Raw genomic sequence first — 22,246 nt, forward strand, 5'->3', positions numbered from 1 at the left:
AACATCACGTCGCACGGCTGGCGGGCCGTTCGGCGGTTAGGTTAGCCTCACCTTCGTCATGCTCGCCACTCTCGTCATCGGTCTCCGTGAAGGCCTCGAAGCCACGCTCACCGTCGGCATCATCGCCGCGTTCCTGCGTCGCAACCGCGTCCCGCTCGCCCCGATGTGGTCGGGCGTCGGGCTCGCGGTGCTGCTCAGCATCGCCGTCGGCTTCGGGTTGCAGGCCGTCGAGCAGGCGCTGCCGCAGGCCCAGCAGGAGGGCATGGAGGCGGTCATCGGCATCGTCGCCGTCGTCTTCGTCACGGGCATGATCGTCTGGATGCGCACGCACGCACGCACCCTGACTGCCGACCTCGAGGCCAGTGCGACCGCGGCACTCGGCCGGGGCACCGCCTGGGCACTCGCCGGCATGGCGTTCCTCGCCGTCCTGAAGGAGGGCTTCGAGACCTCGGTGTTCCTCCTCGCCACGTTCCAGGCGTCGTCGGACACCGGCCTCGCCGCCCTCGGGGCCGTGATCGGCATCGCGGCCGCGGTCGTCGTCGGCTTCGGCATCTACACCGGTGGCGTCCGCCTCGACCTGTCGCGGTTCTTCACCGGCACCGGGGTCTTCCTGGTCTTCGTCGCCGGCGGCCTGGTGCTGACCGTCCTCCGCCGCGCGCACGAGGCCGGCTGGATCGTCATCGGCCAGCAGCGCACCGTCGACCTGTCGTGGCTCGCCCCGAACGGTTCGGTGCAGGGCGCCCTGGTCACCGGCGTGCTCGGCATCCCGCCGGACCCGCGGGTCATCGAGGTGCTCGGCTGGTTCCTCTACGTCGTCCCGGTGCTGGCCCTGACCCTCTGGCCGCGCGCCTGGCGTCCGTCGCCGGAGCGCGTGCCCCGGGTACGCGCCGTCGTCGCCGGTGCACTCGCCGTGGCCGCAGCGGCGCTCGCGATCGCCGTGCCGACGGGCGGGGTGGACCTGCCCCGCACGACCGCGGTCAGCGGCGACGCCAGCTCCGTCTCCGCCAACGTCGACGGTGCGTCCGGCGTCCTGCGGGTGGCCGGCACCGGAACCGGCCAGGAGGCCCCGATCGCCCTGCCGACATCGGCCCACCGCCGCGTCACCCGCGCGGGCGTGACCGCCGACCGGTGGCGCGTCGTGCAGGCCGGCACCGGTGTGCAGGACGGGGCCGGCGATCAGGGGAGCGGTGCCGACCGTCCGTCGACGCTGACCCTGGACGACCTCGTCACCCTGTTCGGCCGCCTGCCCGTCGGGGTCTCCCCGTCGACGAACCCCGGTCCGTTCGCGGCCCGCTGGGCCGTGCGCGACACGGTGACCCTGTGGACGGTCCGCGGTGGGGTCCTGGACGCGACCCGCGACCAACGCGAGGTGCTGACGCTGAGCGGTGGGGGCCTCCCGTCCGCGCGCACCACGACCCTGGACCGCACCGTCTGGTCCGTCCCCGACGCCCGCGTCGAGCGGTCGGCCGCCTCGGTGGCCGCAGCGGACTCGCGATCAGCCGACCTGCTGCTCTGGAAGGCCTGGCTGCCGATCGCCCTCGGCACCGCGGCCGCCGTCCAGGCGCTGCTGGCCCTCCGTGACCGGCGTCGCCGGCGCCTCCCCACCATCCCCACCCCCGAACCCGTCCCCGCTCGTGGCCCTCCGGCCGCGGACCCTGCAAGGAGCACCGACCATGTCCTTCGGTAAGCCCGTCCGACCCCTGATCACCCTGGGCGCCCTCGGCGCCGTCACCGCCCTCGCACTCACCGGGTGCGCCGGTGGGTCCGCCGACGCAGGCGGCTCCGGCTCCGGCGACGACGCGAAGGTCTCCCGCGTCACCATCACGCTCACCAACGACGGGGAGGACGCCTGTGCGGTGTCCTCGACGAAGGTCCCGGCGGGCCCCGTCACCTTCACGGTGAAGAACGAGTCGTCGACCGCGATCACCGAGGTCGAGCTGCTGCAGGACCAGCGGATCCTCGGCGAGAAGGAGAACCTGGCGCCCGGCCTCGACGCCGTCCGCTTCACCGCGACGCTGACCGGCGGGGAGTACCAGGTGTACTGCCCCGGAGCCGAGACCGAGCTGACGGACTTCACCGTCACCGGCAAGGCCGCGTCGACCGCGAACAGCAGCGCCTCGACCCTGCTCCGCGACGGGGCGAAGGGCTACGCGACCTACGTCGACGGCCAGGTCACCGACATGGTCGCCGCGGTCCAGCAGCTGCAGAAGGACATCGACGCCGGCGACCTCGACGCGGCGAAGACCGACTACGCGAACGCCCGCCCGTTCTACGAGCACGTCGAGAGCGACGTCGACGGCTTCGTCAAGAAGGGGTTCAAGGCCACCGACAACGCCGGCAACCTCGACTACCTGATCGACATGCGCGCCTCGAACCTCGACCCGGCCGTCGGCTGGAGCGGGTTCCACGCCGTCGAGAAGGACCTGTTCCAGGCCGGGAAGATCACCGCTTCGACCAAGCAGACCGCCGCGGACCTGACCGAGGACGTGCAGCTGCTCGCGAAGCTCGTGCCGACCCTGGACTACAAGCCGGAGGACCTGGCGAACGGTGCCGCCGGCCTGCTCGAAGAGGTGCAGTCGAACAAGATCACCGGCGAGGAAGAGGCGTACAGCCACATCGACCTCGTCGACCTCGCCGCCAACGTCGAGGGTGCCCGTCAGGCCTTCGCGTACCTCAAGCCGGGGCTGACCAAGCTCGACCCGACCCTGACGAAGCAGATCGCGAAGCAGTTCGACGCCACGAACACGCTGATGGACGGCTACCGCGACGCCGACGACCTGGGCGGCTTCGCAAGCTGGGACGCCGCCACCAAGCAGTCCGACGCGAACACGATCTCGCAGCAGATCCAGGCGCTCCAGGACCCGCTGTCCCGCCTGGCCGAGAAGGTCGCGACCGCGTGACCGAGCCGGACGAGGCACCCCGGGCGAACGTCTCCCGCCGCGGACTGTTCGGCGCCGGCCTGGCGGTGGCCGGTGCCGGGGTCGGCGCGGCAGCGGGCGTCGGCGGCGCCACCGCGGCGACCGGCGTGAACCCGTTCACGGCGGCGACGAACGGCGACGAGTCGATCGACCTGTCGCAGAGCCAGCCGTTCTACGCCACCGCGGCACGGCAGCCACAGGGCGGGATCCGCACCACCCCGCAGCGCTACTGCGTCTACATGACGTTCGACCTGTCGACGACCGTCACGACCGAGTTGCAGGTGCTCCTCGCCCGGTGGTCGGCCGCGATCGCCCAGCTGCAGGCCGGCAAGACCGTCGGCAGCGTCGAACCGGCGCACGGCAACGGGGTCGGCGCCGACACGGGCGAGGCGCTCGACCTCGGGCCGGCGTCCCTGACCGTGACGGTGGGCCTCGGCCCCGGCGTCTTCGACGAGCGCTTCGGGCTGGCCGACCGGCGCCCGGCGTCGCTCGCCGACATCCCGACGCTGCCGAGCGACAACCTGCAGGAGGGGCTGAGCGGCGGTGACCTGTCCCTGCAGGCCTGCGCCGACGACCCCCAGGTGGCGTACCACGCGGTGCGCGACCTGGCACGGATGGCCCGCGGCACCGCGACCGTCCGCTGGACCGTGCTCGGCTTCGGCCGCGCGTCGGCGGGGCCGCACCAGAGCACGCCCCGCAACCTGATGGGGTTCAAGGACGGCACCCGGAACATCACGACCGACGCCGACCACGACCGGTTCGTCTGGCTCGACCGCGACGCCGGGTGGATGGCCGGGGGCAGCTACCAGGTGGTGCGGAAGATCCGGATGAACATCGAGACCTGGGACGCCGACGTCGTCAGCGACCAGCAGCGGGTGTTCGGGCGGACGAAGATCCAGGGCGCACCGCTCTCCGGCGGACAGGAACACACCACCCCGGACTTCCACGCGAAGGACGACGACGGTGCGACGAAGATCGACGCGACGTCGCACATCGCCCTCGCCGCCCACGAGGCGAACGGCGGCGTGAAGATCCTGCGGCGGCCGTACAACTACACCGACGGGCTCAACGAGTACGGCCAGCTCGACGCCGGGCTGCTCTTCATCGCCTACGTGAACGACCCGGACCACTTCACGCGGCTGCAGCGGAAGCTCGGCGCCTCGGACCGGCTGAACGAGTACGTCTCGCACATCGGGTCCGCGGTGTTCGCCGTCCCGCCGGCACCCCGCAAGGGCTCGTACATCGGCGAGCAGCTGTTCCACTGAGACGGGGAGTGGGCGCCCTCCGCCGTTTCCCTGGAGGCGGAGGACGCCCGCGTCGCGGAGTCTCGCCGAACGGAACCACCGTCGACTTGCTGAAAGCGACCCGGCACGACGCGTCGCGGTGCGACACTCCCGAGAGTACCCCGCGGATCCGCGGATCCGCAGCGATCGACCGGGATGGGACAGCAACCGTGACCGCCGGGGTGCGCGACGTTCGCGCCGGGCGTGTCCCGGGCCTCCTGACCGACGCGAACGGGCCGCCTCACCAGGGTGAGACGGCCCGTTCGCATCGTGTGCCCGCAGGCTCGCGGTCAGTCCGTCAGGACCGTCGCGCCACGTCGTGCGCGGTTGCGGCGGAGGACCACGAGTGCCGTGATCCCGGCGAGCAGGAGCAGGCCCGCCGCGATCGCCGGAGCGGTCAGGTCCGCACCCGTGTAAGCGAGGTCGCCACCGGCGCGCGGGTCGTCGACGGTCCCGCCGACGCCACCGATGCCGGCGTCGTCACCGTCACCCGCGCCGGGGCCGGGGGTGACCCCGCCGCCCGTGCCCGGGGTCGGGTCGACCGGGTCCGTCGGGTCCGTGGGGTCGGTCGGGTCCGTCGGGTCGACCGCTGCGGCCACCGGGATGGTCACGGCGAGGGTGATGGTCTGGCCCGGCAGGGTGACCACGAGCGGTGCGTCCGTCGTGGCGACGGGCTCGGCCACCGCGGCGAGCGAGACGGAGCCGGTGGTGCGGGCGGCGGCGCGTGCAGCCGGGGCCTCGATCTCGGGGACCGTGACGGTCAGGGTCGCGCGACCCTGCTCGTCGTTCTTGTCGGTGATCGTCGGGTCGATCGCGGCCGATGCCAGCTCCTTGCCGTCCGCGCTGACCGAGACGGTGCCGGCCTTCGCGGGGTCCTCGCTGCTGAACACGAGCGACGACAGGTCGAGCTCGATCTCGTCACCGGGCTGGAACCCACCGGCCGGGGTCGGCGTGACCGTGACGCCGACGGCGCGCTGGTCCTTCAGGGGTTCGACCTTCGGGTGGGCGAGGAAGTAGTCCACCTGGGCCTGCAGGTCGACCTGGCCGGAGTCGGCGACGTTCGTGCCGGTCGCGAAGGCGGCGAAGTTGTCGCCACCGGTCGACAGGAACGAGTTGACGGTCACCTTGAGGGTGTCGGTCAGCGCGATCGCCCCGCCGTCGAGGGTCATGCCGGTGATGCGCTCGCCGCGGCCCTTCGACGGGTCGTAGGTGTACGCGAAGCCGTCCGAGACGCCGAGCTTCAGGAACGGACGCTCGAGTCCGTCCGGCTGCCACTGCTGCTCGAGGGCGTTCTTGATCTGCTGGCCGGTCATGTCCTTCGTCACCAGGGTGTTGGCGAACGGCTGGACGAGCGCGGCTTCCTTGTAGGTGACGGTGCCGTCCGGGTCGCCGGCGCCGCTGGACGCGTAGACCATGTCGGTGCGGAGGCCGCCCGGGTTCATGAAGGCGATCTTCGAGCCGTTGCGGGCGGTGGCGCTGCGCTGGACCTCGGCGATGTAGTTGCCGAGCACGGACTCGCCACCGCGGTTCTCGGCCTTGCGGTCGGACTGCACGGCGCGACGCAGGTCACCCGTGATCTCGCCGAGCTTCTCGCTGCCCTTGACGTCGGCGACGGCCTTCGCGGCGGTCACGATACCGCTCACGGCGTTGACCGAGGTGGCGTCGACGGGCACCCGGGTCTCGGCGTTGACCGACTTGACCTCGGACGTGATCCCGGTGAGCTGCTTGTCAGCGTCCACCGTGAGCCGCAGGTGCCCGAAGGCGACGCCGTAGGAGCCGGCCTGGATCACCGGACGCTTCGTGCCGCCGGGGCCGGCGATGGAGTGGTCGTACGTCGCGTGGGTGTGCGCCGAGACGATTGCCGAGACCTTCGACGAGACGCCGGAGGTGATCTTGCCGAACGAACCGGTGCCGGTGGCGTCGGCGAGCGCGCTCGTGGTGGCGCCCTCGTGCACGAGCAGGACGAGCACGTCGGCCTCGCCGTTGTCGTCCTCGCCGTCGGTGAGCTGCTCGGCGTACCGGTTGACCTGGCTGACGATCGGCGCCATCGCGAGGCCCTCGACCCCGCCGGGGCTGACGAGTCCGGGGATGAGGTCCTCGGTGGTCGCGCCGATGAAGCCGACCTTGACGCCGCCCTTCTCCACGATGGAGTACGGCGTGAACGCGGGGTCGGTGGTGCCGGCCTTGACGATGTTCGCCGAGACGTACGGCCAGTCGGCACGGTCCTCGATTCGGCCGGTCAGGTCGCTCTGACCCTTGTCGAGCTCGTGGTTGCCGATCGCGCTCACGTCGAGGTCCATGGCGTTCAGGGCGTCGATCGTGGGGGAGTCCTGCTGGATGAGCGAGGTGAAGGTCGAGGCGCCCACGTTGTCGCCGACGCTGGCGAAGATCGTGTTGGGGTTGGCCTCGCGGTACGACTGCACGACGCCGGCGAGCTTCGCGGCGCCGGCGGCCTTGTCGGCGGCGGTGCCCTCGGACTCGATGCGACCGTGGAAGTCGTTGACGTCGATGATGTCGATCGTCGTGTCACCCTCGGCGGCGACGGCTGCGGACGGGACGGACAGTGCGACCAGGACCCCGGCGGTGGCGAGGGCCGCGCCGGCGCCGAGGCGTCGTCGGGTCGTCGCACCGGCGGTTCCGGTGGTGTGGGAAGTGTTCATCGCCGTCGAACCTACGAAGGCGCACAGGCGACTCGCCAGACCCCATCGCAAGTCGTCACACGACGTTCACACGGCCGTCCCCCCTCGCACCGCCCGACCCGGTTCAGTCGCGGCCGAGGGCGCCCTTCACCCGCTCGGTGACCTCGGTCGCCATCGCCTTGGCGGAGTCCTTCACGACGTCGAACTCGACCGGGTCGCCCTTCAGGAGGCTCTTCGCCGTGTTGATCGCGTACTCCTTCGTGATGTGCGGGGGCAGCGGCGGGACGCTCCGGCTGACGTAGGCGTCGATGAGGGTCACCCCCTGGTGGGCGAACGCCCGCTCGACCGCCGCCTCGACCTCGGAGTCCTCGTGCACCGCGATGCCCTGGAACCCGAGCAGCGTCGCGTACCCGGCGTAGTCGATCGACTCGACGTCCTGCGAGCCGCGCCACATCGGGTTGCCGTCCTCGGTGCGCATCTCCCACGACACCTGGCCGAGGTCGTCGTTGTGCATGACCACGATGACGAGCTGCTGGTTCGGCCAGGCCGCCAGGTACTTCTTCACGGTGATCAGCTCGTTCATGCCGAGCATCTGGAAGGCACCGTCGCCGATCGTGCACACCGCCGGACGGTCCGGGAACGCGAACTTCGCCGTCACCGCGTACGGCATGGCCGCGAGCATCGTCGCGAGCCGGCCGGACATGTCGCCGCGCATGCCCTCGCGCAGCCGGATGTGGTGGCCGTACCAGTCGGCGGTGGTGCCGGCGTCCGCGGTGACCGTGACCCCGTCGGGCAGCCGGTCGTTCACCGCCTGGATCACGCGGCGCGGGTTGACGCCGTCGGAGTACTCGACCTCGGACTGCGCGCGCATCTCCGACTCCCACTCGCGCATCTCGTGGGTGACCGTCTGCTGGAAGGACCTGTCGGACTTCTGCTCGAGCAGCGGGAGCACAGCGTCGAGCGTGGACCCGACGTCACCCCACAGGTTGAGCTCGGTCGGGTAGCGCAGTCCGAGCTGCTCCGGCTTGATGTCGACCTGGATGCCCCGGGCCTGCCCGGACTTCGGCATGTACTCGCCGTACGGGTAGTTCGTGCCGAGCAGCACGAGGGTGTCGCAGTCGCGGATCTGGTGCAGCGACGGCAGCGACCCGAGCAACCCGAGCTGCTGCGAGTGGTACGGCACGTCGGACGGGATCACGTCCTTGCCGCGGAGCGCCGTGATGATCCCCGCGCCCGCCTTCTCGGCCGCGGCGAGCACCTGGGCCGTCGCACCGCGCGCACCGGCGCCGACCAGGAACGTCACCTTCGACCCGGCGTTGATGATCTCCGCCATCTTCCGCACCTCGTCGGCGGGCGGCGTGATCCGGGTGGACGCGGGGACGTCGCTCGACCGCGAGGCCCAGTGCTCCAGCGGCGGTGCGTCGTACGTCATCGCCTGCACGTCGTGGGGCAGCACGACGACGGCCGGCTGCTTGCGGAGCGACGCCGTGCGGAACGCGGTGTCGAGCACCACGCCGACGGCTTCGGGAGTGGCCACCGTCTGCACGTAGCAGGCGACGTCGGCGAAGACGCGCTCCAGGTTCGACTCCTGCTGCGTGAACGAGCCCATCGCGGCGAGCCCCTGCTGACCGACGATCGCCACCACCGGCTGGTTGTCCATCTGCGCGTCGTACAGGCCGTTCAGCAGGTGGAAGGCGCCGGGACTCGACGTCGCGACGCACACCCCGACCTCGCCGGTGAACTTCGCGTGCGCGGTCGCCATCAGCGCCGCGATCTCCTCGTGCGTGGGCCGGACGTACTCCAGGCCGTCACCCTTCGACGCCGCCTTGCCGAGCGCGCCGTCGAAGGCGCCGATCCCGTCGCCGGGGTAGCCGAACACGCGGGAGACCCCCCACGCCTTGATGCGGTCGATGACGAAGTCGCTCACGGTCGTGCTCATGGCACCAGCGTGCGCGGGCGCGCACGGGTCCGTTCACAGGCTCTGGTCGGGAGGCCCGGATCACGTGACCGACGTCGGTCACGTGATCCGGGGCCTCCAGGCCAGTGCCCGTGGTCGCTACGGCTCCTGCGCGATCAGCGGACGGAGCGTGCGGTGCGCGATGCGCAGTCCCTCGAGCACCCTGTCGTCGGTGCCGCCCCAGAGCGGGTCCTCGTGCTCGACGCTCAGCGTGCCGTCGAAGCCCGCTTCGTAGAGGCGGTCGACGACGTGCGGCCAGTCCACCACACCGCGGCCGGGCACCCGGAACCGCCACCACCCCATGTCCCACGGGTCGTCGCCCTTGTCGACCTTGCCGAAGAACCCGTAGGCGTTGCGCCGCTCGGGGAACAGCTCGAGGTCCTTCGCCTGGGCGTGCACGATGTGCTCGGCGAACGGCAGGATCGTCTCGACCGGGTCGATCCCGATCCACGTCAGGTGCGACGGGTCCCAGTTCAGGCCGAAGCCCAGACCGGTCACCCAGCCCCAGAGCTCGGGGGAGTACGCGATGTTGCCGGGGTACCCGTCGGGGTGCCAGCCCTCCATCACGCAGTTCTCGATGATCAGCCGCACGCCGCGCTCGCCGGCGTAGTCGACGAGCTCGGGCAGGACCCGGTCGCCCTCGCGCATGTTCTCGCGGACGGACTTGGTGGTGTCACGGCCGATGAACGTGCCGACGTAGGGGATGCCGAGCGCCTGCGCGGTGTCGATCGCGTGCTTGAGGTGGGTCCGCACCGCGGCACGGCGCTCCGGGTCCTGGTGCAGGTTGTTCTCGTAGTACGCGAGCGCGGAGATCTCGAGGCCGGTGCGGTCGAGCAGGTCGCGGGTGGCCAGGGCGTCCTCGTCGGTGAACGTGGCGACCGGCAGGTGCGCCGCCTCGAAGTCCCGGCCGCCGGTGCCCGGCCAGACGGCGACCTCGAGCCGCTCGTAGCCCTGCTGCTGGGCGAACCCGGCGATCCGGTCGAGCGACCAGCCGGGCAGGCAGGCGGTCAGCATGCCGAGCTTCACCGGATCTCCCGCCACGTCGTCTCGGCCGCGCTGCCGATCACGGCCTCGATGATGTCGGCAGAGCGGGCGCCGTCCGCGAAGGTCGGCAGCCCGTCGGGAGCCACCCCGGTGCGGACCGCGGTGTAGGTGTCGGCGACGAAGGCCGCGAAGGCGTCGAGGTACCCCTGCGGGTGCCCGGCCGGGACGACCGCCAACCGGCGCTGGTCGGGGTACCCCTGCGACGGGTCGCGGACGACGATCTGTGCGCCGCGCTCGTTGCCGAACCAGGCGGACTCGGGCTGCTCCTGGTCGAAGGCCGCGCTGCCGCGCGTGCCGTCGACCTCGAACCACAGGCGGTTCTTGCGGCCGGAGGCGACCTGCGAGATCACGACGTTGCCGATGCGGCCCGTGGCGGTGCGGAACGTCGCGACCGCGGTGTCCTCGGTGGTGACCTCGGCGCGCTCGGCCGCGTCGGCCACCGGGTCCGGATCGGGGGAACCGGAGAACGACGGACCGGACGCCGCCGGCCGGGTCGGGTAGACGATGTCGGTCGCCGCGGACACCGAGGCGAAGCGCTCCCCCGTCACGAACTCGACCAGGTCGCACCAGTGCGACCCGATGTCGGCGAACGCGCGGGACAGCCCGCTCGAGGTCGGGTCGACCCGCCAGCTCGAGGCGTCCTCGTCGAGCATCCAGTCCTGCAGGTAGTGGCCGTGCACCGCGAGCAGCCGGCCGAGCTCCCCGTCGGCGATGCGCTCCCGGATCTCGCGGACCATCGGGTGGTACCGGTACACGAACGGCACCGTGGCCACGACACCGGCCTCGGCAGCGGCGGCGACGAGTTCAGCGGCCTGGGCGGGGTCGATCGCCAGGGGCTTCTCGCACACCACGTTGATGCCGGCCGCGATCACCGCGAGCGCCTGCGGGTGGTGCTGGTCGTTCGGGGTGCAGACGTGCACGACATCGGGGGCGTCGGCGATCACCTCGTCGAGGGAGGCGTAGCCGCGGGGCAGGTCGAGCTGCGCCGCCACCTGCTCCGATCGGGCGGCGTTCCGGCCGAGGACACCGAGCACCTCGGCACCGGAGGCCCGGGCCGCCCGGGCGTGGACCCCGGCGATCATGCCCGTCCCGACCACGGCGACACGGAGGCGTCGCCCTTCGTACCCACTGCTCATGGTGCTCCCTCGCGCCGGACTGACACCACCGTAGCGGCCCGGCCGTCCCCGGGGGACGGTGAGTACGGTCTGGTGCATGTCGAGCCTCCAGACCAGCCTGCTCATCCTCGGCGCCAGCGGCGACCTGTCCAAGCGCCTGCTCCTGCCCGGCCTCGCCACCCTGCTCCAGGTGAAGGACGACTGGGACGTCCAGCTCGTCGGGGCCGGTGTCGAGGACCTGTCCGACGCCGACTGGAAGGCGCAGGTGCGCGAGTCCTTCGAGAACGCGCAGGCGTCGAAGAACGAGGAGGACGAGGGCGCCTCGGGCGAGACGTCGCTGCCGGACCGACTGCAGGCCGTGGTCGACGCCTCGACCTACCGGAAGGCCGACGTCACGGACCCGGACGACCTGCGGGCACTGCTCGCCGCGTGCGACCACGACCCGGCGATCTACTTCGCACTGCCGCCGGCGGTCACCGAGAAGAGCTGCGAGCAGCTCGCCCACCTCGACCTGCCCGCCGGCACCCGCCTGGCGCTCGAGAAGCCGTTCGGCACCGACGCCGACAGCGCCTCGCACCTCAACGACCTGCTGCACTCGTTCATCCCCGAGGAGCGCATCCACCGCGTCGACCACTTCCTCGGCCGCTCCACCGTGCTCAACCTGCTCGGGCTGCGCTTCGCCAACCGCATCATCGAACCGCTGCTGTCGTCGCAGCACGTCGAGCGCGTCGACATCGTCTACGACGAGACCCTCGGGCTCGAGGGCCGGGCGCGCTACTACGACAAGGCCGGGGCGCTCACCGACATGATCCAGAGCCACCTGCTGCAGGTGATGGCCGTCGTCGCGATGGAGGCCCCCGCCTCGATCAAGGCCGACGACCTGCGCACCCAGAAGGAGCTCGTGCTGCGGGCCGTCCGGCCGTGGGGCGGCGACGTCGTCACCGCGGGCAAGCGCGCCCGGTACACCGCCGGCACCGTCGGGGACCGCCAGCTGCCGTCGTACGTCGACGAGGACGGCGTGGACCCGTCGCTCGGAACCGAGACCCTCGCCCAGCTCACCCTGGAGATCGCGAACTGGCGCTGGGCCGGCGTCCCGTTCACCCTGCGGTCCGGCAAGGCGCTCGCCGCGCAGCGCCGCGAGATCGTCATCACGTTCAAGGACTCCCCGCACGTGCCCGAGGGGCTCACCGGCACCGAGCTGCCCGACCGGCTGCGCATCTGGATCGCCCCGGACGAGATGCAGCTCGAGCTCAACGTCAACGGTGCCGGCGACCCGTACACGATCGACCACACGAGCCTCGAGGTGACCTTCAACCCCGGGCGCCTGAGTGCCTACGGCGAGGTGCTGGCCGGCGTGCTCGAGGGCGACGCCACGCTGTCGGTCCGCGGCGACAGCGCCGTGCAGGGCTGGAAGGTCGTCGGGCCGTTCCTCGACGCGTGGAAGGCCGGCAAGGCACCCCTCGACGAGTACGCCGCCGGGTCCGTCGGCCCCGACGGCTGGGACAACATCGAGGCCTGAGCCCGAGCGGCGGCGTAGCGTCGGGCGACGTGAACACCACCGACGACGTCCTGCAGACCGTTCCCGAACCCGCCGGCGCCGACATCCGTGTCGACGACGTCTCCTACGACCACGAGGGCACCGAACTGCTCGGTGTGCTCGCGAAGGACGCCGCGATCGCGGGCCGTCGTCCGGCCGTCCTCGTCGTGCACGACTGGCACGGCGTGAACGAGCACGTCGAGGCCCGGGTGACGATGCTCGCCCGACTCGGCTACGTCGCCTTCGGCGCGGACATCTACGGTGCGGGCATCCGCCCAGGTGACGACACCGCGGCCCAGGTCGCCGGCGGTTTCTACCGGGACCTGCCGCTGCTGCGGGCCCGCGCCACCGCCGGGCTCGAGCGACTGCTCGCCGACCCGGACGTCGATCCCGCCCGCGTCGTCGTGATGGGGTACTGCTTCGGCGGCTCGACCGCACTCGAACTCGCACGGACCGGGGCCGACCTGGTCGGTGCCGTGGCGTTCCACGGCGGCCTCATCGCACACGACCCCTCGGACGCCGCGGACGTCCGGGCGAAGCTGCTCGTCCTCACCGGGGGCGCAGACCCCGTCGTGCCGGACGAGGCCGTGCACGCGTGGCAGGACGAGATGCGGGCTGCGCCGGACGTCGACTGGCAGGTCGTGACGTACTCCGGCGCGATGCACGCGTTCGCGGTGCCCGGCACCGACGCCCCGGACCACGGCGCGCAGTACCAGGAGCGTGCCGACCGCCGATCGTGGCAGGCGCTCCGGGTGTTCCTGGCCGAGGTGTTCGACGAGGAGCCCGCGGCGCTGTGACGGTGCGGCCGTCGGAGACCGCTCGCGACACGCCGAGCACGGGGGCCGGAGCGCCTCGATTGGCGCCCGGGCCGCACCTGTTGTAGAGTCTTCCACGGCCGCAAGGCCACGCGCTCGTAGCTCAATGGATAGAGCATCTGACTACGGATCAGAAGGTTGGGGGTTCGAGTCCCTTCGAGCGCACAGGCAAGCAGAACGACGAAGGGCCCCGGTGGATTCCACCGGGGCCCTTCGTCGTTGCACGGCTGCGGGTCCGGGCACGTGCGTCGCGTCACGTCCGTGCGACTCCGTTCCTGCTCACGAAGTGGCGGGGGAGTACGGTTCCGCGGCCGCGGCGACCTCCGACGCACCGGCGATGCCGAAGGACGTGAAGAGCGGTGCCACAGCGCCCTGCGCTGCGCCGAGCTGGGCGCGTCCGGTGAAGCGCTCGGTCCCGCACGACCGACGGGATGCCCGTGGCGGTGTCGCCACGGGCCTCCCGTCCGATCTGTCGGTGCGTCGACTACGCGACGGTCGCGCGCGCCTCGGCCAGCGACGGGTAGTCGGTGTAGCCCTCGGCGGTCGCGCCGTAGAAGAGCTCCGGACGGGGCTCGTTGAGCTCGGCGTCGTGCTCCCAGCGGTGCGCGAGGTCCGGGTTGGCGATCGCGGCGCGGCCCACGGCGACGGCGTCGGCGTGGCCCCCCTCGACGATCGCGATGGCCTCGTCGCGGGTGGTGAGCGACGAGAAGCCCGAGTTCACGATGAACGGCGCGGCCGCGGTGCGGCGGACGTGCTGCACCAGGTCGCCGGTCGGCTCGGCGTGCAGGACGTCCACGAAGGCGAGCCCCAGCGGCGCGAGGCCCTCGGCGACGGCGGTGTAGGTGGCGCGGACGTCGTCGGCGTCGTCCTCGATGACGCCCTGGATCCCGTGCTCGGGCGACAGGCGGATGCCGGTGCGGTCGGCGCCGATGGCCTCGGCGATGGCGGTGGTGACCTCGATCGCGAAGCGCGCGCGGTTCTCGGGGGAGCCGCCGTACTGGTCGGTGCGGGTGTTCGACACCGGCGACATGAACTCGTGCACCAGGTAGCCGTTGGCGCCGTGGACCTCGACACCGTCGAGCCCGGCGGCGATCGCGTTGCGGGCGGCCTGCACGAAGCCCTGCACCGCCTCCTGCACCTCGGCGGTGGTCAGTTCGTGCGGGACGGGCATGTCGGCCTTCGAGCCGTCGGCCAGGTGCGTCTGCCCGGGGGCGGCGATGGCGGACGGGGCGACGATGCGCGGGGTCTGCGAGATGTCGGTGTGCGAGACGCGGCCGCCGTGCATGAGCTGCATGACGATCGTGCCGCCGGCGGCGTGCACGGCGTCGGTCACGCGGCGCCAGCCGGCGATCTGGTCGTCGGTCTCGATGCCGGGCTGCCCCGGGTAGGAGCGGCCCTCCTGCACGGGCCAGGTGCCCTCGGTGATGATCATGCCGAGGCCGGCGCGCTGTCGGTAGTGCTCGACGAGCAGGTCGTTCGGGACGCCGTGCTCGCCGGCGCGGGTGCGCGTGAGCGGGGCCATGACGACGCGGTTCGACAGGGACAGGGCGCCGATGGAGGCGGGTTCGAAGAGCTTCACCTCAGGGCGAACGACGAGTTGTCCGATGCAATTCCACCTCGGAGCACTTCTTCAGGCAGTGCGGTCAGTCGCGCGGGCACACCAGCGTCGACGAACGGACCTGGCCCTCGGGCCGGATCACCTGGTGCTGGGAGAGGGGCTTGCCGCACAGGGGGCACCCCCGGTCGATCGTCCGGTCGTCGATGCCCTCGGGGCGACCGGCGCCGATCTGCGAGGGGCCCATCTTGTCGATGAGCGTCGTGTTCCACCGTTCGTACCACTGGCCGAAGCGTCCCACGGTGCATCCTTTCGTTCGTGCACAAACCATTATGGCACCGATGGCCACGGATCACACCTGGTCGACGCGCTCCAGTAGCTCGGTCAGCTCGTCCTTCAGGGACTCGAGCCGGGCGAGTGGCCACCCGAGCCGGTCGGCGACGGCGAGCGGGACCGCCTGGGCCCGGTCGCGCAGGGCGTGCCCGGCAGTCGTCAGGGAGACCTCGAGCTGGCGTTCGTCGGCGGTGCTGCGGGTGCGGCGGACGTAGCCGGAGGCCTCGAGCCGCTTGAGCAGCGGACTCAGCGTCGCGGAATCGAGTCGCAGTTCGCCGGCGATCTCGCGTACCGACCGCGGGTCCCGCTCCCACAGGGCGAGCATGACGAGGTACTGCGGGTGCGTCAGGCCCATCGGGTCGAGCAGGTCGCGGTACAGCCCGATGACGCTGCGGCTCGTCGCCGCGAGTGCGAAGCAGAGCTGCCGGTCGAGCGCGAGCGGGTCCGGTGCGGTCTGGGTCATGCGCCCCAGGGTACTTCGTTCGTGCACGAAGTGGTGTGCGCCGAGTGGGTGCGACGCTTCGATGCGTGTGCATCTTCCGACATTCCACCGGTCGATCGACGCGTGGAACGTCGGAACATGCGCGCGTATGTGGGAGGGGCACCGCCCCGGGGGTGGGCGCAACGGCCTGGAGGCCCGGTGCCGGTCTCGTGGACCGGCACCGGGCCTCCAGGGTGGTGGCGCTGGTGCGTCGACTACGCGCGGTGCGCGGGCGGGTGCCCCGAGTCGTGCGTGGTCGCGTCCGGCTCCACGGGGAGCGCGTGGGTGCCGGTGTGCGTGTCCTCGTGGCCGGCGACCGGGTGGGTGCGCTCGAGCTTCGCGCCCTCCACGTCGACGTCGGGCACGATGCGGTCGAGCCACTTCGGGAACCACCAGGCGCTCTTGCCGAGCAGGTGCATCGCCGACGGGATGAGCAGCATGCGGACGACGAAGGCGTCGATCAGCACACCGAACGCCAGCCCGAAGCCGATCGGCTTGATGGTGGACGAGTCCGAGAAGATGAAGCCCGCGAACACGGAGATCATGATGATCGCCGCCGCCGTGACCACCGCGCGACCCGCGTGCAGACCGCGCTGGACGGCCACCTTCGCGCTCGCACCGTGGGCGTAGGCCTCACGCATGCCGGACACCAGGAACAGCTGGTAGTCCATCGCCAGACCGAACAGGATCCCGATCTCGATGATGGGCAGGAAGCTCAGGATCGGTGCCGGGTCGTGCACCCCGAAGACCGAGCCGAGCCAGCCGAACTGGTAGATCGCGGTCAGACCACCGAACGAGGCCAGGACGGACAGGATGAACCCGGCGGTGGCGGTGATCGGCACGAGGAACGACCGGAACACGATGATCAGGATGATCAGCGACAACCCGACGACCACCACGAGGTAGAGCGGCAGCACGTTCGAGAGCTTCTCGGACACGTCGATGTTCGCCGACGCGTTGCCGGCGACGCCGAGGGTGACCTTGCCGTCGTCGGCGGAGACGGTCTGCTCGCGCAGGTCCTTCACGACGTTCTCGGTGGAGACGCTGTCCGGGCCGCCGGCGGGCTTCACCTGGAACGCGATGATGTCGCGGTCCTTCGAGGCGCCGATGGGCAGTACGGCCTTGACGTCGTCGTTCTTCGCGATCGCCTGGCCGATGGTGACCTCGGTCGCGGTGACGTCGCTCTTGCTGATCGACTCCGGCAGGGTCGCCACGACGAGCAGCGGGCCGTTCTGGCCGGCGCCGAACTCCTTCTCGAGCGTCTTGTAGGCCTTGTACTGGCTCGACTCGACGGCCTCGGACGAACCGCTCGGCAGGCCGAGGCGCATCTGCGTCGCGGGCAGGGCGATGGTGCCGAGCACCGCGACACCGAGGACGAGCGTGATGACCGCGCGCCAGCTCGACATCGGCTTGTTCGGGATCCGCGTGGAGTCGGTGTTGCCGATCTTCGCGCGCTCCTTCTTCCGCAGGATCCGCATGCCGATGAGCGACAGCAGGGCCGGGGTGAACGAGGTCGCGATGAGGATCGCGAAGAGCACCGCGACAGCACCGACCGTGCCCATCAGGCCGAGGAACGGGATGCCGGTGATGTTCAGCGCGAGCAGCGCGACGATGACCGTCGCACCGGCGAACACCACGGCGTTGCCCGAGGTGCCGTTCGCGAGCCCGATCGACTCGTGCACCTGCATGCCCTGCTTCAGCTGGGTGCGGTGCCGGTTCAGGATGAACAGCGAGTAGTCGATGCCGACCGCCAGGCCCAGCATCACCCCCAGCACCGGCGTGACCGAGATGAACTCGACGACGCTCGAGAACGACAGGGCGGTGAGCGAGGCGACGCCGACGCCGAGGACAGCGCTGACGAGCGGGACCGCGGCGCCGATGACCGTGCGGAGCATCAGGAGCAGCACGATCGCGGCGATGATGACACCGCCGATCTCACCCGGGCCGAGGATCGACGGCACACCCTGCGCGATGTCGTTCGAGACGTACACGTTGACGCCCTCGATGTCGGCCGACTCGGCGTCGTCCGCGATGGCGGTCTTCGTGTCCGCGGGGACCTCGTAGGTCGACTTCGTGAACTGCACGGTGCCGATCGCTGCGCTGCCGTTGTCCGACACGAAGCGGATGTCCTTCGACAGGTCGAGCAGGTCCGAGCCCTGTTCGAGCTCCTGCTCGTTGTCGTCGAGCTTCTGCTTGTTCGTGTCGATCGTCTTCTGGGCGTCGGCGAGCTGCTGCTCACCGGCGTCGATCTGGGCCTGCTGGGCGTCGATCTGCGCCTGCGCCTGCTGGAGCTGGGCGGCCGCAGCCTGGGCCTGGGCAGCGGGGACCGCTGCGCCGCCGGCTGCCTGCGCCTGGGCCTTCTGCGCGTCGAGCTTCGCCTGGGCATCCGCGATCTGCTGCTTGCCGGACTCGAGCTGCGTCTTCTGCGCGTCGAGCTGCTGCTGGCCGGTCTCGATCTCCGCGCGACCGGACTCGATCTGGTCACGCCCGTCGACGATCTTCTGCCGCTGGTCGTCGAGCTGCTGCTGGGTGTCGAAGCCGCTCGTCGTGCCCTTGACGCCGTCGAGCTCCTCGAGGCCGGTCAGGAAGTCGTCGATCTCGGACTGCTGCGACGACGAGAACGCCTTGCCGTCCTTCGTCTCGAAGACGATCGTGCCGTTGCCGCCGTTCGCCGACGGGAACTTGTCGGCGAGCTGGTCCTGCACCTGACTGGTCTTGGTGTTCGGGATCGTGATCGACGACGAGATCGTGCCGGCGAAGAGCGTGTACGTGACGCCCGCGACGGCCATGATCGCGACCCAGGTGATGATCACGAGCCAGTGGCGTCGTGCGGAGAACCGTCCGAGACGGTAGAGGAGACCGGCCATGCGGTTGCCTGCGGTCCTTTCGTGTCAGGTGCTGGTGGTGCGGGGTGCGCCGGTGGACCCCTGGGGGATGAGGAGGCGGGGCGGTGTCAGTCGTCGGCCATGTAGCCGCTGCGGACACTGTGCACGAGTCGTGCGAGCAGGTCGTCCCACGCGTCGAGCGCCGGTTGGTCGAGCTCGGGGCCGGACGTCGCCAGCCAGTGCTCCGCGATGACGACGATGCCGCTCATGAGCGACTCGACGAGCAGCGCGGCGTCGAGGGGGTCGGCGGCCGGGTAGCGCCGGGCGACCTCGTGCCGGAGTCGTTCGGTCACACGCGAGAACGCCGTCTGGGTCAGGACCGCGGCCTTCGGGTCGTCCTTGCCGGGGTCGCCGAGGATCCGGTACATGCTGGCGATCGCCGGAGCCAGGTCGGCGCCGCGGGCTGCGGACTCGAGCTCGTCGAACATCGACGCCCGGCTGCCGTCGCCCACCGGGGTTCGGGCCATGTCGGCGAGGAACCGGTCGATGATGACGGACAGCTCCTGTTCGCACACGGCCAGCAGGACCTCGTCGAGCGAGGCGAAGTGGTTGAAGACGGTGCGCCGGGCGATGTCGGCCCGGGCGGCGAGGTCGTCCACGCTGAAGTCGCGGCCGCCGCGCTCGTCGATCAGGTCGCGAGCGGCCTGCAGGATCGCCGCACGGTGCTTTGCCTTGAGGGCAGCACGGCGGTCGGTCGCGATGGTCACGAGATCGAACACTAGGTGCATCGATGCACTCGGTGCAACGAGGTTGAGTGCATCCCCAGGTTCGTCCCCCGGTGCGGAACGCCCGTGCTGCACCGTTGTTCTGTCGGAGGTGTCGGGTGCCAGACTGGACGGACGAACCGCCGCGTCACCGCCCGCGGATCCGCCGCCGTACGAAGGAGTACCCGATGCCCGTCCGCCTGTCCCCGGAGACCCTCGACGAGATCGCCGCGAGCGGTGTCGCCGTGCCCACCTACGACCGCGACGGCATCACCGCCGGCATCGTCCACTTCGGCGTCGGCGGGTTCCACCGCGCGCACCAGGCGATGGTGATCGACCGGCTCCTGCAGCGTGGCGAAGCCCGCGAGTACGGCATCTGCGGCGTCGGCGTGCTCGAGCAGGACCGCCGGATGGCGACCGCGATGGCCGAGCAGGGCGGCCTGTACACGCTCGTCCTCAAGCACCCGGATGGCACCCGCGAGTCCCGTGTCATCGGCAGCATCGTCGAGTACCTGCTCGCCGTCGACGACCCGTACGCCGTCGTCGAGAAGATGGCGCACCCGGACACCAGGATCGTCAGCCTGACCATCACCGAGGGTGGCTACAACTTCGACCACGTCACCGGCGAGTTCGTCGCCGACGAGCCCGGCGTCGCGGCCGACCTGCGCGGCGACGGCCCGCCCCGCACGGTGTTCGGCCTGGTGGTCGAGGCGCTGCGTCGCCGACGGGACCGCGGCCTCGACCCGTTCACCGTGATGTCCTGCGACAACATCCAGGGCAACGGGCACGTCGCGCGGTCGATGTTCACCGCCTACGCCCGGCTGCAGGACCCGGCCTTCGCGGACTGGATGGACGAGCACGTGGCGTTCCCGAACTCGATGGTCGACCGCATCACCCCGGTCACCGCCGACGAGGACCGCGCCTGGGTCCGCGACGAGCTCGGCATCGACGACGCCTGGCCCGTCGTCGCCGAACCGTTCTTCCAGTGGGTGCTCGAGGACGACCACCCCGCCGGCCGCCCGCCCTACGAGGATGCCGACGTCCAGCTCGTCGACGACGTCGAGCCGTACGAACTCATGAAGCTCCGGCTGCTCAACGCCAGCCACCAGGGGCTCTGCTACTTCGGGTACCTGTCCGGGTACCGCTACGCGCACGAGGCCACGCAGGACCCGGCGATCGCGACCTTCCTGCGCCGCTACATGGACGAAGAGGGATCACCGACGCTGCACCCGGTCCCCGGCATCGACCTGGAGGACTACAAGTCGACCCTGATCGAGCGCTTCCAGAACCCCGAGGTGCGCGACACCCTCGCCCGGCTCTGCGCCGAGTCGAGCGACCGGATCCCGAAGTGGCTGCTCCCCGTCGTGCGCGAGAACCTGGCCACCGGTCGGCCCGTCACACTGTCCGCCGGCATCGTCGCGTCGTGGGCCCGCTACGACGAGGGCACCGACGAGGCCGGTGAACCCATCGAGATCGTCGACCGGCTCGCCGAGCCCCTGCACCGCGTCGCCCTGACCCAGCGCGAGGACCGCCTCGCCTTCATCGCGAACCGACAGGTCTTCGGCGACCTGGTCGACGACGAACGGTTCGTCGCCGCGTACCGGGACGCCCTGGACGGGCTCATCGCGGACGGCGCGCACGCCACCGTTACGCGCCTGTCGCGGTCCTGAGACGCGACCGAAAGGCGGACGGGAGGCCCGTGGCGGCGCCGCCACGGGCCTCCCGTCCACCTGCTGCCCGCGTGACGGGCGTGGGACGGCGGTTCGTGTCCGCGCGCTGACGGTTCCGGTTCGCGAACCCCGAGGATCGTGAACCAGAACCGTCAGCCGCTCACTGCGCGACGTCGTCCCACGGCACCGGGGTGGTCTCGCCCGTCTCCCAGTCGCGGCGCAGCACGCCGTAGCCGACCGACCCGACGGCCGGGCCGCCGTCGACGGGCCACGCCTCGCGGTAGTGGGCCTCCTGCGCCCGCTCAGCGGAGTTGCACGATCGTCGGGCAGGCTCGGGGCGTGCGAGGTGGGACGAAGACGACGACCACGGCCCTGACGGCCCTGGTGCTGGGCGGGCTGGTGGGGTGCTCCGGCGGCCCGGGTGGGGCGTCGACCGGGCCGCCGTCGTCCGCGGCGGCTTCGGCGTCGACTTCTGCGTCCGCTTCTGGTTCAGCGGCGCCGTCGACCGACCCGGCCACTGCCCGGGCCTTCGCGGCGCTGGAACGGCGGTACGACGCACGGCTCGGGATCGCCGCCGTCGACACCGGGGACGGTCGGACGATCGCGCACCGTGCGGGGGAGCGGTTCGCGTTCGCGTCGACGATCAAGGTGTTCATCGCGGCGGCGGTCCTCGACGCCTCGTCCGACGCCGACCTGGCGGCCGTCGTGCACTACGACCGCGGCGACCTGCTCGAGTACGCGCCCGTGACGAGCGAGCACGTCGACACCGGGATGACGGTGCGCGAGCTCATCGACGCTGCGCTCCGCTCCAGCGACAACACCGCGGCGAACCTGCTGGTGGAGCGGCTTCGCGGGCCGGACGCCGTCGAGCGGTGGCTCCGTGGCGTCGGGGACCGGACGACGCATGTCGACCGGGTCGAACCCGACCTGAACGAGGCGACCCCGGGCGACCGGCGGGACACGACGACGCCGGAGCGGTTCGCGGCGGACCTCCGGACCGTGCTGCTCGGGGACGCCCTCGACGCCGCCGACCGGCGGGTGCTCCGCGAGGCGATGCTCGGCAACACGACCGGCGACGCGACGATCCGTGCCGGGGTGGACCCGTCGTGGCGGGTCGCCGACAAGACCGGCACGGCGTCCTACGGGGTGCGGAACGACATCGCGATCGTGACGCCGCCGGGCCGGGCACCCATCGTGCTCGTGGTGATGACGAGCCGGGCCGATCCCGACGCGGAGCCGTCGGACGCCCTCGTCGCAGCGGCGACCCGGGCCGCGGTGGCCGGACTGGACGACTGACGTCCCGCGCGTTG

At 71.3% G+C, this 22,246-nt stretch carries 16 protein-coding genes and 1 tRNA gene; 8 read left to right on the plus strand and 9 right to left on the minus strand.

All coding sequences use genetic code 11. From position 1 onward, the window contains the following. Window positions 1–58 precede the first annotated feature (58 nt). The 3 genes from efeU to efeB are packed head-to-tail and all read left to right on the plus strand — an operon-like array spanning window position 59 to window position 4,183. Window positions 59–1,687, plus strand: coding sequence for an iron uptake transporter permease EfeU (gene efeU, locus DEJ35_RS12875; RefSeq protein WP_111192882.1), 1,629 nt, complete (start codon window positions 59–61; stop codon window positions 1,685–1,687). After that, window positions 1,674–2,900, plus strand: coding sequence for an iron uptake system protein EfeO (efeO, locus tag DEJ35_RS12880; protein ID WP_111192883.1), 1,227 nt, complete (start codon window positions 1,674–1,676; stop codon window positions 2,898–2,900). Before efeU ends, efeO begins: the two co-directional genes overlap by 14 nt. Further along, window positions 2,897–4,183: an iron uptake transporter deferrochelatase/peroxidase subunit gene (gene efeB, locus DEJ35_RS12885; protein ID WP_111122942.1), complete on the plus strand. Its 1,287-nt coding sequence runs from the start codon at window positions 2,897–2,899 to the stop codon at window positions 4,181–4,183. The genes efeO and efeB overlap by 4 nt, the downstream gene beginning before the upstream one ends. Window positions 4,184–4,491: 308 nt before the next feature. On the opposite strand, the gene DEJ35_RS12890 is transcribed toward efeB, so the two are convergent. From DEJ35_RS12890 to DEJ35_RS12905, 4 genes are all read right to left on the minus strand, one after another. After that, window positions 4,492–6,861 carry a bifunctional UDP-sugar hydrolase/5'-nucleotidase gene (locus DEJ35_RS12890; RefSeq protein ID WP_111192884.1) on the minus strand — a complete coding sequence of 790 codons (2,370 nt, stop codon included), beginning with the start codon at window positions 6,859–6,861 and terminating at the stop codon, window positions 4,492–4,494. Between the two features lie 103 nt (window positions 6,862–6,964). Beyond that, a complete protein-coding gene (locus tag DEJ35_RS12895) occupies window positions 6,965–8,779 on the minus strand; it encodes a thiamine pyrophosphate-requiring protein (protein ID WP_111192885.1) in 1,815 nt (604 codons plus the stop codon). Window positions 8,780–8,896: 117 nt separating this feature from the next. After that, entirely contained in the window at window positions 8,897–9,823 is a 927-nt protein-coding gene (locus DEJ35_RS12900; protein ID WP_110862614.1) for a sugar phosphate isomerase/epimerase, read from the minus strand. After that, a complete protein-coding gene (locus tag DEJ35_RS12905) occupies window positions 9,820–10,977 on the minus strand; it encodes a Gfo/Idh/MocA family protein (RefSeq protein WP_181435581.1) in 1,158 nt (385 codons plus the stop codon). The genes DEJ35_RS12900 and DEJ35_RS12905 overlap by 4 nt, the downstream gene beginning before the upstream one ends. Before the next feature lie 76 nt (window positions 10,978–11,053). Here DEJ35_RS12905 and DEJ35_RS12910 point away from each other — a divergent pair, with 76 nt between their 5' ends. The 3 genes from DEJ35_RS12910 (at window position 11,054) to DEJ35_RS12920 (ending at window position 13,473) form a co-directional block, all read left to right on the plus strand. After that, window positions 11,054–12,475, plus strand: a complete 1,422-nt coding sequence (locus tag DEJ35_RS12910) for a glucose-6-phosphate dehydrogenase (protein ID WP_111057617.1) — start codon at window positions 11,054–11,056, stop codon at window positions 12,473–12,475. Window positions 12,476–12,504: 29 nt separating this feature from the next. Beyond that, window positions 12,505–13,290, plus strand: coding sequence for a dienelactone hydrolase family protein (locus DEJ35_RS12915; RefSeq protein ID WP_111192887.1), 786 nt, complete (start codon window positions 12,505–12,507; stop codon window positions 13,288–13,290). A 110-nt stretch (window positions 13,291–13,400) separates the two neighbouring features. Further along, a tRNA-Arg gene (locus tag DEJ35_RS12920) sits at window positions 13,401–13,473 on the plus strand. A 319-nt stretch (window positions 13,474–13,792) separates the two neighbouring features. Here DEJ35_RS12920 and DEJ35_RS12925 read toward each other — a convergent pair. From DEJ35_RS12925 to DEJ35_RS12945, 5 genes are all read right to left on the minus strand, one after another. Further along, window positions 13,793–14,887, minus strand: a complete 1,095-nt coding sequence (locus DEJ35_RS12925; protein ID WP_111192888.1) for an alkene reductase — start codon at window positions 14,885–14,887, stop codon at window positions 13,793–13,795. A 64-nt stretch (window positions 14,888–14,951) separates the two neighbouring features. Then, window positions 14,952–15,164, minus strand: a complete 213-nt coding sequence (locus DEJ35_RS12930; protein WP_017888356.1) for a hypothetical protein — start codon at window positions 15,162–15,164, stop codon at window positions 14,952–14,954. Window positions 15,165–15,215: 51 nt separating this feature from the next. Continuing rightward, a complete protein-coding gene (locus tag DEJ35_RS12935; RefSeq protein WP_111091182.1) occupies window positions 15,216–15,659 on the minus strand; it encodes a MarR family winged helix-turn-helix transcriptional regulator in 444 nt (147 codons plus the stop codon). 233 nt (window positions 15,660–15,892) lie between these two features. Continuing rightward, a complete protein-coding gene (locus tag DEJ35_RS12940) occupies window positions 15,893–18,544 on the minus strand; it encodes an MMPL family transporter (protein WP_111192889.1) in 2,652 nt (883 codons plus the stop codon). Between the two features lie 86 nt (window positions 18,545–18,630). Then, window positions 18,631–19,269: a TetR/AcrR family transcriptional regulator gene (locus DEJ35_RS12945; protein WP_027466131.1), complete on the minus strand. Its 639-nt coding sequence runs from the start codon at window positions 19,267–19,269 to the stop codon at window positions 18,631–18,633. 185 nt (window positions 19,270–19,454) lie between these two features. Between DEJ35_RS12945 and DEJ35_RS12950 the strand changes: the two genes are divergently transcribed. Beyond that, window positions 19,455–20,936 (plus strand): mannitol dehydrogenase family protein, encoded by a 1,482-nt coding sequence (locus DEJ35_RS12950; protein WP_111192890.1) that lies wholly within the window; start codon window positions 19,455–19,457, stop codon window positions 20,934–20,936. A 387-nt stretch (window positions 20,937–21,323) separates the two neighbouring features. Next, window positions 21,324–22,232 carry a class A beta-lactamase gene (gene bla, locus DEJ35_RS12960; RefSeq protein WP_375342443.1) on the plus strand — a complete coding sequence of 303 codons (909 nt, stop codon included), beginning with the start codon at window positions 21,324–21,326 and terminating at the stop codon, window positions 22,230–22,232. The last annotated feature ends 14 nt before the right edge of the window (window positions 22,233–22,246 follow it).

Origin of the sequence: Curtobacterium sp. MCPF17_051 (genome assembly GCF_003234595.1) — a bacterium.
Lineage (GTDB): Bacteria > Actinomycetota > Actinomycetes > Actinomycetales > Microbacteriaceae > Curtobacterium > Curtobacterium flaccumfaciens.